The 11,288-nt window shown below is 67.2% G+C and carries 10 protein-coding genes; 1 reads left to right on the top strand and 9 read right to left on the bottom strand.

Features of this window, described 5'->3' with window-relative positions:
• Nucleotides 1-32 precede the first annotated feature (32 nt).
• From F2P44_RS18605 to F2P44_RS18565, 9 genes are all read right to left on the bottom strand, one after another.
• Nucleotides 33-1,235: a glycosyltransferase gene (locus tag F2P44_RS18605; protein WP_167088540.1), complete on the bottom strand. Its 1,203-nt coding sequence runs from the start codon at nucleotides 1,233-1,235 to the stop codon at nucleotides 33-35.
• Complete coding sequence (locus F2P44_RS18600; protein ID WP_370662717.1) at nucleotides 1,232-1,810, bottom strand: class I SAM-dependent methyltransferase; 579 nt, start codon at nucleotides 1,808-1,810, stop codon at nucleotides 1,232-1,234. Before F2P44_RS18600 ends, F2P44_RS18605 begins: the two co-directional genes overlap by 4 nt.
• Before the next feature lie 71 nt (nucleotides 1,811-1,881).
• On the bottom strand, nucleotides 1,882-3,882 hold the full coding sequence (locus tag F2P44_RS18595) for a glycosyltransferase family 2 protein (protein WP_167088539.1): 2,001 nt from the start codon (nucleotides 3,880-3,882) through the stop codon (nucleotides 1,882-1,884).
• On the bottom strand, nucleotides 3,879-4,922 hold the full coding sequence (locus F2P44_RS18590) for a DUF4214 domain-containing protein (protein ID WP_167088538.1): 1,044 nt from the start codon (nucleotides 4,920-4,922) through the stop codon (nucleotides 3,879-3,881). Before F2P44_RS18590 ends, F2P44_RS18595 begins: the two co-directional genes overlap by 4 nt.
• A gap of 63 nt (nucleotides 4,923-4,985) precedes the next feature.
• Entirely contained in the window at nucleotides 4,986-5,888 is a 903-nt protein-coding gene (locus F2P44_RS18585) for a hypothetical protein (RefSeq protein WP_167088537.1), read from the bottom strand.
• A gap of 142 nt (nucleotides 5,889-6,030) precedes the next feature.
• On the bottom strand, nucleotides 6,031-7,314 hold the full coding sequence (locus tag F2P44_RS18580) for an MFS transporter (protein WP_167088536.1): 1,284 nt from the start codon (nucleotides 7,312-7,314) through the stop codon (nucleotides 6,031-6,033).
• Nucleotides 7,315-7,319: 5 nt separating this feature from the next.
• The gene (locus tag F2P44_RS18575; protein ID WP_167088535.1) at nucleotides 7,320-7,766 is read right to left on the bottom strand and encodes a MarR family winged helix-turn-helix transcriptional regulator; all 447 of its coding nucleotides are present in this window, start codon (nucleotides 7,764-7,766) and stop codon (nucleotides 7,320-7,322) included.
• Nucleotides 7,767-7,905: 139 nt separating this feature from the next.
• Nucleotides 7,906-9,294, bottom strand: a complete 1,389-nt coding sequence (locus F2P44_RS18570) for a DEAD/DEAH box helicase (RefSeq protein WP_167088534.1) — start codon at nucleotides 9,292-9,294, stop codon at nucleotides 7,906-7,908.
• 246 nt (nucleotides 9,295-9,540) lie between these two features.
• Nucleotides 9,541-10,320 (bottom strand): inositol monophosphatase family protein, encoded by a 780-nt coding sequence (locus tag F2P44_RS18565; protein ID WP_167088604.1) that lies wholly within the window; start codon nucleotides 10,318-10,320, stop codon nucleotides 9,541-9,543.
• A gap of 178 nt (nucleotides 10,321-10,498) precedes the next feature.
• Between F2P44_RS18565 and F2P44_RS18560 the strand changes: the two genes are divergently transcribed.
• Complete coding sequence (locus F2P44_RS18560) at nucleotides 10,499-11,263, top strand: RNA methyltransferase (protein WP_167088533.1); 765 nt, start codon at nucleotides 10,499-10,501, stop codon at nucleotides 11,261-11,263.
• The last annotated feature ends 25 nt before the right edge of the window (nucleotides 11,264-11,288 follow it).

Below are 11,288 nucleotides of genomic sequence, written 5' to 3'. Positions count from 1 at the left end.
CGTTCTCCAGGTGCGGTAAGAAAAACGGGGTTTCATGTCGCCAGCGCCGCGGCTAGCCACTGGCGCTGGCGCGCCAGGCAGGTCTCCAGCACCAGTTCCGGCAGCGGCGGCGGCGCCTGGCGCGGCTGGGCGCCGGCCGCGCAGCGCAGGGCGATGGCATCGGCCCAGGCGGCGGCATCGAAAAACGGCACGCAGGCGACGCCCAGGGCGGCGGCGAATTCGAGCACCGGCGCGGTGGCCGAGGCCAGCACCGGCACGCCGCTCAGGGCCGCCTCCAGGAACGACCAGGACAGCACGAAGGGCGCGCTCCAGTAGGCGTGCACGCGGCTGATGCTGAGCAGGTCGAGGTATTCGCCGGGCGCCAGCTGGCCGGCGAAATGCACGCGCGACAGGTCCAGCTGCGCGCCGACCTCGGCCAGCATGTGCTCTTTCCAGCTGCGCCCGCCCGGAGCGGGATAGCCGTAGCCGACCTCGTCCCCGCCGACCACGATCGCGTGCGCGTCCGGACGGCGGCGCAGCACGTCCGGCAGCGCGCGCATGAACACATCGAAGCCGCGCATCGGTTCCAGGTTGCGCGCCACGAAGCTGATCACTTCAGCGCCCGGCGCGAACGTTCTGGCCACGCCAGGCAAGGCCAGGCGCGCCTGCGGGTTGAAGCGCAGCCGCTCGCTGTCGATGCCGTCATGAATGACGCTGATCTTGTCGCGCGCCCAGGCCGGATAGGTGTCGCGCTGCCAGCGGGTGGGCGCGATGGCGGCGTCGGCCAGTTCCATGCTCAGCAGATTGGTGCTGTTGCGCAAGCGCAGGCGCCAGCGCTCGGGCATGCTGAGCGGGGGCAGCCCGGGATCGAAGCCGACATCCTGGCCTTCGAGCGCGTAATAGTATTCGCAATAAATCAGCAGTTTGGCGTGCGGGAACACATCCTTGATGAACAGCGCCTCGCCCCAGCCCGGATGGGCCAGCACGATCTCGGGCGTGAAGCCTTCGCGCTGCAGCTGCATGGCGGCGGCGGCGCAGGCTTCGGCGTGGCGCACCTGGCTTTCCTGTTCGGCCAGCAGCGGATGGATCTCGGGCATCGCCGGGCGCAGCAGCTGGTAGGGACGCAGCGTGACCCCGTCGGGCGCGGCGCGCGCGTTGCGGCACAGCGCCACCACCTGATGCCCGCGCCGCGCCAGGTCGCCCGCCAGGTGCAGGAACTGGGCCGGGAAATTCTGATGGATGAACAGGATCTTCATTGCATCACCTGCGCCAGCTCGTCCCACACGGCGGCGCCGGTGGCGGGCATGCTGGCCAGGGCCCACAAGTCCCAGTGCCGGCCTTCGTGCACGCGCACTTCGTGGAAGCCGGCCGCCAGCAGGCTGCGCCCCAGGGTGCTGGCGGTAAAGCCGGTGCGGTGCGCCATGTGCTGGTGGCCGGCGGCCAGCGCGGCCTGGTGGCCGAACAGCATGTCCAGCGGCCTGATCGGACCGGCGGGCGACTGGTACAGCGGCGCGTCGAGCTGGTCGGCGGCGATGTGCAGGGCGATGGCGCGCAGGTCGGGCAGGGTGATCAGGGCGTAGCCGTCCGCGCGCAGCACGCGGTGGAATTCGGCCAGGGCGCGCGGCACCGCGAAGGCGTCCAGGTGCTCCAGGTTGTGCGAGGAAAAAATGGCATCGATGCTGGCGTCGGCCACCATGTGCAGGTCGCTGATGCTGGCCACGATGTCCGGTTCGACCGCGGGGTCGATATCGAGCCGGATTTCGCGCCAGGCGGGGCCGCGCAGGCAGGCCGGCAAGTCGCGGTTGCCGCGCGCGCCGCAGCCGACGTGCAGCAGCTGGCGCGGGCGCGCGGCGGCGCCGTCGTCGGACAGGCGGCGCGCGACGCCGCTGTCGCCCGGCTGCGCTATGATCGCGCCCCCGTGCTGCCCGGGTTGGCAAAATGGAGAGGCGCCAGGGCCGGGCGCGGGGCCACGTGGGCCCGGGCCAGCAAGGCGGAAAACCAGCTGCCGGCATCGAAGCCAGGGTCCAGGCGCACGGTGTCGATGGCGATGCGGGCCTGGGCCGGGTCGGCGGCGAGCAGCACGATGCAGCCGCTCAGGCCGATCAAGTCGCTGTCGCTGAGCAAGCTTGCCCCGCTGGCGGGCGCGACCACGTCGACCACGCCGGTGCGCCACAGCGTTTCGCTGACCTCGCCGATCACCAGCAGGCGCAGGGCCAGGTCGGTGCGCGCGGCGACCAGGCGCGCCAGGGCCAGCACGCCGGCCGCCAGCGCTCCCGCGGCGCAGTGGGCGAGGACCGCGATGCGGGTGCAGGAAGAGGCCAGCGACGGCGGCAGCGGCGCGGGCGGCGCATCGATGGCGGCCGCCGCAGGCGGCAGCGCGGCGGCCAGGCAGGCGCGCGCGGCGGCCAGCGGATCGTCTTGCAGGAAGCGCTGGTAAGCGCTGTAGTAGTGCGGATAGCGCGCCATCAGCACGGCGCGGTTCTGGCGCACCCGCAAGTGTTTTTCGTCGCCGAACGAGACCCCGCCGGCATGGGCCACATAGACGCCGGTGGCGATCCGGTGGCGGTAGCCGGCGGCGGCCGCGCGCAGGCACCAGTCGACTTCCTCGCCATAGCCGCGTTCGATGGCGTTGCCGTCGAGCCCGCCGATCGCGGCGAGCACGCTGGCGCGCATCAGCATGGCGAAGCCGCAGCAGGCCGGCACGTCGACGTCGGCGCAGGCGCCGGCGCGGTGCAGGGCACTGGCCTGATCGTCGAGGCGGGCCAGGCCGTCCGCGTCCGGTGCCGGGGCGGCCCTGGCGATGCTGGGAAAGCTGCTGATTTCGCCATTATTCGACCACGGGGCCACGGCCGCGATATCGTCGGCCCTGTAGAGGGCGGCGCGCAGGCGGTCCAGCCAGTCGCCGTGCACCAGGGTGTCGGCATTGAGCAGGAGCACATCGTGGCCCGGCAACTGGCGCAGGCCGCGGTTGACGCTTTCGACGAAACCCAGGTTGTAGCGGTTGCGCAGCAGGCCGATCCGTCCGGCGGCGCATTGTGTGTCGAGCCAGGCCGCCAGCGCCGGCTCGGGGCTGGCGTCATCGATCACCAGGACGGTGGCGCCGGCGCGGTTGGCGGGCAGGCTGGCCAGGACGCTGGCGATGCAGGCCTGCACTTGCGCCAGGCCGCTGTAGACTGGAATGAGCACGCCCAGCGCCGTGGTGGCGGGGGGCGCGGCGGCGGCTGCGGACGCTGCGCGCGGCACGGCAAACACCAGGGGTGAGCCGGGCAGGGCGGCGGTGGCGCCGGCCAGGGCCAGCGACCAGACCCCGTCCGGGTGCGGCGGGACGAAGGAAAAGTGCGCGCCGGCCGTGCCGGGCGGCAGGCGCACGCCGTAGTTTTTCTGGCTCAGTTCGTCGCGCAGGCAGAGCTGGGCAGACGCGGCCGCGTGCGCCTCGAACAGCATGCCTTCGATGGCGGCGCCGGCGCGCCAGCATGCCCCGGCTGGCAGGCAGGCGGCTTCGCGCAGGCTGGGCAGCAAGCTGGCGTGGCTGGCGGCGCGGCAGCGGGCCGGCAGCAGCGCCGGCGCCAGTGCGGCGATGCGGGCGCGCTCGCCGTGGGCGAGCCAATCCTGAATCAGTAAATCCTGGAGCCGTGCATCTTGCGGATCGCGGCGCCAGGCGTGATACCAGGCCGCGCTGCTCAAGGCCGAACGGGACGCTTGCAGGATGGTGGCGCGCAGCAGCGCCGGAATGGCGGACTCTGCATGGCGGCGGCAAGCCGCTTCGGCGGCCAGCAGGGCGTCGGCCGGCCAGCCGTCCTGGAGGGCGTCGACCGCCTGCGCGAGCAGGAAATCCTCGCGCAGGCGCGACGCGCTCCAGGCTGCCGCAGGCGGCGCGCCCTGGACGGCAGCGGTCGCGTTCAAATAATGTTATGCACGACGGTGACGGAGCCGACCACGACCGGCTCGATATAGTTGCCGGTGCCATCGAGGCTATTGCCGGCCACGGAAATGAAGCCGGCCAGCACCGAGGCGCGCGAGATGCCGCTGTCGAGCACATTGGTCCAGTAGGCCAGGCCCTCGGCATCGGGCGCGCGGTTGAAGGTTTTCAGGTACAGGCCGTCGAGGAATTGCTGATCGGTCAGTTGCGGCTTGGCCTTGTACTCGGCCGAATCGAGGAAGCCTTGCGCGATGCTTTCCAGGGAGACGCCGGAGCGCACCGCATCCATCCAGAATTCGAGGCCCTTGGCGTCCGGCAAGCGTCCCAGCGCGGCCGAGTACAGGGTGCTCACGCTGGCCTCTTTGGCATCGTTGGCAAACACCAGTGCCTGGTTGCCGTCGAGCTGGACGAACTGCATCTTGCTGATGTCGGTGGTCTTGAGCGTGCCGAGGTTGGTGACGATGGCATGGCCATCCTGGATCGTGACCTTGTAGTCGGACGCGTTGCCCTTGAGCTGGACGATCGCATTGCCGGAAGTGCCGCCGACAATGGTGCTGTTGCCCAGGCCGGCGACGATGGTGTCGTAGCTGGTGCCGATGCTCGACGCCATGCTGTTGCCGGTGCCCAGGGTCAGCTGGGTGTTGCGGTCGTCGGCGATGACGAACTTGTCATTGCCGGTGGTGCCGACCACGATCCGTTCAGTGACCGTGTAGGGCAGGTCGGTCGGACGCGTATCCTCGAAGCGCGCGTTGACCCCGCCCTTGCCCTGGAAGATGGTGACCGGGGCGCTGGGGCCGCCGACGATGGTGGTCTGGGCGGTGTCGGAGGACGCCACCAGCAGTATCTCGGTGCTGGCGGTAACGGGAAGCGCGCCCTTCGAATCGGGCGTTACCGTATCGAAGGACACCGATTTGTCGACCGAGGCCGTCAGCGCCAGGATGCGGTCGATCGTTCCCTGCGTGAACAGCGTCGAATTCAGGTTCATCAGGGTCGTGGTAGTCGCACTGTTTGATAGTTGATACATTAGATGTTCTCCTCTGGTCGTTAAGACGTACCGCCGCGATCGTAACTGGCTACGAAACGTGGTTCATGAAGCAAGCTCTTCAGCTCTGTCGACCGACTGCACCCGCTCGACTTGCGCAGCTGTCGCCTTGAAAACTTTGGTGGTGGCCGATTCCAGCCAGGGATTGCGCTCGCTGGCCGACACCTCGGCGGGGTGCGCCTGCAGGGTGATCGCGGTCAGGTGCTCCAGCCCCGAGGGACCGCTGAGCGGCACGGCCGAGTGCACCGGCGCCTGGTAGCCACCGCTGAAGTGCGCTGTTCCCTCCAGGCGCCAGCCGCTGGCGGCCGGTCCGATCAGGGCGAAGCTCACTTCGATGATGCGCCTGGCCTCGTTGCGGGTGCCGCAGAATTTGCCGCTCTTGACGATGGGCAGCACGCCGCCGCCTTCGACCGCAATGCTGTACGCGAGGTCGACGCCGGGCGGTCGGTCGGGCCACATGACCTGGAAGCCTTCGAGCCGCAACAGGCTGTCCGGGTCGCCGAGCAGGGTGCCGGGGGCGGCCATGATGTCGCCGTTGCGCTCGATGTGACCGATGAGGGTCATGCCCTGCGCGCTGATGGGAATCGGCGCGGCGCCCGCGTCGGCCGGCGTGGACTGTGCGGCGGTGGCGGGCATGGGGGGCGGCACGGGCGCGCGGTCGAGCGCGATCTGGTCGACACGCAGTGCCGGGACGGGGGCGTGTTTGTTTTCCAGGAAGGCGCTGACCAGCAAGGTGACGGGCGCGTCGCTGATGTGCAGTACGATGCAGTCGGCGCCGTCGCGCAGCATGCTGCCGTGGGTTCCCGCTGTGCTGAGCAGCGCCATGGTCCCCTGCGTGGCGACAGTGCCCGGGGCGCGCGCGATGCTCAGCGCGGCCGCGTTCCGGGTCGGATGGCGCAGGATGTACATGCCAGGCTGGAGTGTAACGGTGGAGCCGGTAATTTCCATGTGCGGGTACCAGACACAAAAATAATAGTACGGTTAAATTTCGTGTCTGAAAACTATAACGCAAAGGCATGTAAGCGCGATTGAGTCTGCCTCTTTTTATTTAGAGTGTTGTAAAAATGAAGGTAATGCTAAGCCAGCCGTTTCAGGCTTGCGCCGGCGGTGGCGTGCTGTCGGACACGCTCCCCATCGGCGTGAGCAGCCAGGCCAGCAGTGCCGTACTCATCAGGAAGAAACCGGCTCCGCCGAAAAGTTGCGCCAGCGACACCCGTTGCAGCAGCCATCCCGTGAGTGCCGCCGACAGCGGCGCCACGCCCATGAAGATGAACATGAAGATGCTCATCGCCCGCCCCAGCATGGCGCGCGGCACGCGCTGCTGCAGCCAGCTGAACACGGCCACCTGCATATATCCACCCAGCACGCCGATCACCAGCATCAGCCCGGCTGCCTGCCAGCTTGCCGCCACCAGGCCCAGCGGAATGAGGAGCAGGCCGACCAGCACGTCCACGACCAGCACGGTGGTGCCGAAATTGCGCACCCGGAATTCGCCCAGAACGCCAGTGAGCGCCATCCCGGCCAGGCTGCCGGCGCCGTGCACGCCCATGATCAGGCCCAATGCCGAGGCCCCGTGCAGCACGCTGCTGGCCAGGACCGGCAGCGCCACCTGCATGGTGCCGCCCACCACGAACGCGCCCAGGCCCCAGTACAGCATGCAGGTGCGCAGCGCGGTGTCGTTCCAGACCATGGCGACGCCGGCCCCGACCGCGCGCAGGACCGGCTCCGGTGCGGCCTGCGGCGGCGCATGCAGGAGCCTGACCTTGGACAGGGTCCAGGCCGACAGCAAGAAGCTGGCGCTGTCGATGGCGAACGCCACCCCGATGCCGGCCGCGCTGCCGGCCGCGCCGCCGCCATCGCCGAACAGCGCGATCAGCAGGCCGGCCAGCAGTGGCCCGGCCAGCATGCTGACCTGGCGCACGCCCATCATGATGCCGTTGGCCTGGGGCAGCTGGGCCGGCGCCACCACGTTCGGCAGCATCGAGGTGCCGGCCGGGATGCTGAAGGCCGAGGCGAAGCCGATCGCCAGCGCCAGCACGCTGATCACCGGCAGGCTGGCATAGCCGGCCAAGACCAGCGCCGCCAGCAGCGCCAGCAGCACGGTATTGACGTATTTGCTGATCATCAGCATCGACTTGGGCGAATAGCGGTCGACCAGGGCGCCGCCGAGCAGGATGAAGATCGCGCGCGGCACGCTCATCAGCGCGATCACCAGGCCCATCTTGAGCGGGTCGTTGGTGCTCACCAGCACCAGCCAGGGCAGGGCGATGATGGTGAACTGGTCACCCAGGGCCGTGATGATGGCGCCGCTCATCATCCAGCGGAAATCCGGCTGGCGCAGCAGGGCGCCGCTTGCTTGTTGTTGATCCTCCATGGCGCTTAGCTATTGCTCAGGTTAATGCCGGCGATCTGGCCCAGGATGGCCGACATCGCTTCGAGCTGGTCCGGCGCAAAGGCGCGTAGCGCTTCCCGGCTGATCAGGTCGACGACGTCGCTGGCGTTGAGCGCCAGTTCCTTGCCGCTGGCGGTGATCATGGCAAAGCCGACGCGGGCGTCGCGCGGATCGGCTTCGCGCGTGATCAGGCCAATTTTCTCCAGCGGCAGCAGGCTGCGCGTGATCCCGGACGCGGTCAATCCCAGGCGCTCGGCCAGGTCGACCCGGCGCAGGCGGCCGCCCGGCGCCCGGCTCAGGTGGTTGAGGATCTGGAAGTCGGAAAAGCTGATGCCGTAATGCCCGCCCAGCGAGGTGTCGAAACGGCGCAGCAGGGCTGCGTTGGCGCGCGCCATGCGCAGGCAGAGTTCGGCGTGGGAATTCAATTCGTTCATTGCGCTATCCTTTATAAATACAGTACAGGTGTTTGAGTGCGCAAGTATATAGGCTTTTAAAACGCATGGCCACTTATTTCACCCATCGTTGCCGATGGGCGAATCGGTGGCCACGCGCTACGGCGTGAGCCGGACCTGCTTAACGGCCGCGGCCGCCCGAACGGTGCGGTGCCGCCGGACGCGGACCGCGCGCGCCAGCCGTACCGCCACCGCCGCCACCACCCCCGCCACCACCACCGGCGCTGCGTGGCTTGGCCGGAGCACGGCCACCGCCGCCGCCGACCTTGACTACCTGGCCGCCACCGGAACGCCCGCCGCGGCCGCCATGGCCAGGCGCGCCGCTACGCAGTTGCACAGGCTGTGCGCGCGCGTTCGGGTCCGGCTCGAAACCGGCGATGATCTGACGCGGCAGGGTCTGCTTGATCAGCTTCTCGATATCCTTGAGCATGTCGTGCTCGTCCACGCAGACCAGCGACACGGCTTCGCCGGTGGCGCCGGCGCGGCCGGTACGGCCGATACGGTGCACATAGTCTTCAGGAATGTTCGGCAAGTCGTAGTTGACCACGTGCGGCAACTGGTCGATATCGATACCGCGCGCGGCGATGTCGGTCGCAACCAGCACCTGCAGGGCGCCATCCTTGAACTCGGACAACGCCTTGGTGCGTGCCGACTGGCTCTTGTTGCCGTGGATCGCCATCGCGCCGATGCCGTCCGCGCCGAGCTGTTCGACCAGCTTGTTGGCGCCGTGCTTGGTGCGGGTAAATACCAGCACCTGGGTCCATTTGTTCGACTTGATCAGGTGCGACAGCATCGGGTGCTTCTTGTCGCGGTCGACCGGGTGGATCTTCTGGGCGATCACTTCGACCGTCGAATTGCGGCGCGCCACTTCGATCATGGCCGGCTTGTTCAGCAAGCCATCGGCCAGGGCCTTGATCTCTTCCGAGAAGGTGGCCGAGAACAGCAGGTTCTGGCGCTTGGCCGGCAGGGCCGCCAGCACTTTCTTGATGTCGCGGATGAAACCCATGTCGAGCATGCGGTCGGCTTCGTCCAGGATCAGGATTTCGACCTTCGACAGGTCGACCGTGCGCTGTTCCATGTGGTCCAGCAGGCGGCCCGGGGTGGCCACCAGGATGTCGACGCCGTGCTTGAGCTGCTTGATCTGCGGATTGATGCCGACGCCACCGAAAATCACGGCGGAATTGAGCTGGGTGTACTTGCCGTACACGCGCACGCTTTCCTCGACCTGGGCCGCCAGTTCGCGGGTCGGGGTCAGGATCAGTGCGCGCACCGAGCGGGTCGAGGTTTTGCTGCTCAATGCCGCGCCGACCGCGTCGGTCGACAGGCGGTTCAGGATTGGCAGGGTAAAACCGGCGGTCTTGCCGGTGCCCGTCTGTGCGCCCGCCAGCAGGTCGCCGCCGTTCAGCACGGCGGGGATCGCCTGGGTCTGGATCGGGGTCGGGACGGTGTAACCGTGTTCGGTTACGGCACGAACGATAGCATCGGACAGGCCGAGTTTAGAAAATGACATGATAACTTTATGGTGGAGATCGGCCCGTCGCTCATTGCAGAAAGCGCCAGTCGCAGGCAATCAATATTAGAAAATCGTGGTGGCAAAGGCACTGGAAACGGTGCCACCCGACATTGCAGCATACACAGCGAGGCTAAATTTAACAGAAATCAGTTTCGCTGTGGAAATTTCACGTGCGGCTTGTTAAGCCTGGCGGAGGGAAAGTGGAGGCCGGACAAGACCTCCTGAACAGCTTAGTGGCGTATTTTACGCGAAAGGCGCCAACAGCGTGACCATCTGGCCGAACACCTTGGGGCTGGCGGCGATGATGTCGCCCTTGTGCAGGTAGGCGGACTCGCCGTTGAACTCGCCGACGATGCCGCCCGCTTCCGTCACCAGCAGCGAGCCGGCGGCGATATCCCAGGCTTTCAAGCCTTTTTCGTAGAAGCCGTCGCTGCGGCCGGCGGCCACGTTGGCCAGTTCCAGCGCGGCCGAACCGGCGCTGCGCACGGCCTGGCAACGTTCGGCGACGACGCCGTACATTTTCATGTATTCGGCCAAGGCGCGCGGACCGGCGGCGTGACCCGAGCACAGCAGGGTGTTGGCCAGGCGGTCGTGCTTGGTGACGCGGATACGCTTGTCGTTCAGGTAGGCGCCGGCGCCCTTGCTGGCGGTGTACAGGTCGTTACGCACGGGGTCGTAGATGACGGCTTGCGTGACGATGCCGCGCTGGGCCAGCGCGATCGAGACGCAATAGTTGGGGTAGCCGTGCATGAAATTGGTGGTGCCATCGATCGGGTCGATGATCCAGGCGAATTCACTCTCGTCGTTCAGGTTGGCGGATGCACCCGATTCCTCGGCCAGGATGGCATGGTCGGGATAGGCTTTGAGCAAGGTTTCGATGATTGCCTGTTCGGCCGCCTGGTCGACATCGGTGACGAAATCGTTGTGTTGTTTTTCAGTAACACTGATCCGGTCGACGTCGAAAGACGCGCGCTGGATCACGGTGGCGGCGCGGCGAGCTGCCTTGATCGCCGTATTGAGCATTGGGTGCATGTAGAGCTTCCGTTAAAAGAACGCTAACGCCCACGGCGCCCCCTTGGGCGCAGCGTACGGTAGTGAACAAGAATGAATTAAAGAGCGGTGCGGCGGCGAACTGGTTAAAATCGCGGGCTGGTCAGCCCTGTTTTTAATCATCCGCTACTGCGCGATAGCGCTATTTTAAATGAACACGCCCGAAATCAACACGTCTGTTTTCAAACGCCTGCGATTTGTCCTGGTCGAGACCAGCCGCGCCGGCAATATCGGCGCCGCCGCCCGGGCCATCAAAACCATGGGCTTCGGCGACCTGGTGCTGGTCAATCCGCGCTTTCCCGATGCCTTGCAAGACCCGGAAGCGGTGGCCTTCGCCAGCGGCGCCCAGGATGTCCTGGAAGGGGCGCGCATCGTCGGCAGCATCGGCGAGGCCCTGGAAGGCTGCAATTTCGCCGCCGCGGTGTCGGCCCGGCTGCGCGAATTCTCGCCGCCGGTGTGGACCCCGCGCGATTTTGCCGGCCACGTGGCGGGGCAGGGCGACTTGTCGGCCGCGCTGATTTTCGGTAACGAGCGCTTCGGCCTGCCCAACCAGATCGTCGAACAGTGCAATGTGCTGATCAATATTCCGGCCAATCCCGATTATTCCTCGCTTAACCTGGCCCAGGCGGCCCAGGTGCTGGCCTACGAGTGCCGGGTGGCGGGCATGGCGGGCGAAAGCGGCGTGCGCGCGCCGAGCGCGATCGGCTTTCATGGCGACGCCGCCAGCCTGGAACAGATCGAGGGCATGTATGCGCACCTGGAACAAGCCCTGGTGGCGATCGATTTCCTCGATGCCGACAATCCCAAGAAGCTCATGCCGCGCCTGAAACGCCTGTTTTCGCGCACCCAGCTGGAAACCGAGGAAGTGAATATCCTGCGCGGGATCGCGCGCCATATCCTGAAATTGCCGCGCTGAGCGACGCGGCAGGCCAGCCGGGCCA

The organism is Massilia frigida (genome assembly GCF_011682175.1).
GTDB lineage: Bacteria > Pseudomonadota > Gammaproteobacteria > Burkholderiales > Burkholderiaceae_D > Telluria_A > Telluria_A frigida.
Note: the sequence above shows the minus strand (reverse complement) of the source record. Positions and strands in the feature narration are given on the sequence as shown.

Excerpts from the sequence above, each read along its gene's own strand:
- F2P44_RS18605 (WP_167088540.1), bottom strand. The coding sequence starts at position 1,235 with ATGAAGATCCTGTTCATCCATCAGAATTTCCCGGCCCAGTTCCTGCAC.
- F2P44_RS18590 (WP_167088538.1), bottom strand. The coding sequence starts at position 4,922 with ATGTATCAACTATCAAACAGTGCGACTACCACGACCCTGATGAACCTG.
- F2P44_RS18585 (WP_167088537.1), bottom strand. The coding sequence starts at position 5,888 with ATGGAAATTACCGGCTCCACCGTTACACTCCAGCCTGGCATGTACATC.
- F2P44_RS18580 (WP_167088536.1), bottom strand. The coding sequence starts at position 7,314 with ATGGAGGATCAACAACAAGCAAGCGGCGCCCTGCTGCGCCAGCCGGAT.
- F2P44_RS18575 (WP_167088535.1), bottom strand. The coding sequence starts at position 7,766 with ATGAACGAATTGAATTCCCACGCCGAACTCTGCCTGCGCATGGCGCGC.
- F2P44_RS18570 (WP_167088534.1), bottom strand. The coding sequence starts at position 9,294 with ATGTCATTTTCTAAACTCGGCCTGTCCGATGCTATCGTTCGTGCCGTA.
- F2P44_RS18565 (WP_167088604.1), bottom strand. The coding sequence starts at position 10,320 with ATGCTCAATACGGCGATCAAGGCAGCTCGCCGCGCCGCCACCGTGATC.
- F2P44_RS18560 (WP_167088533.1), top strand. The coding sequence starts at position 10,499 with ATGAACACGCCCGAAATCAACACGTCTGTTTTCAAACGCCTGCGATTT.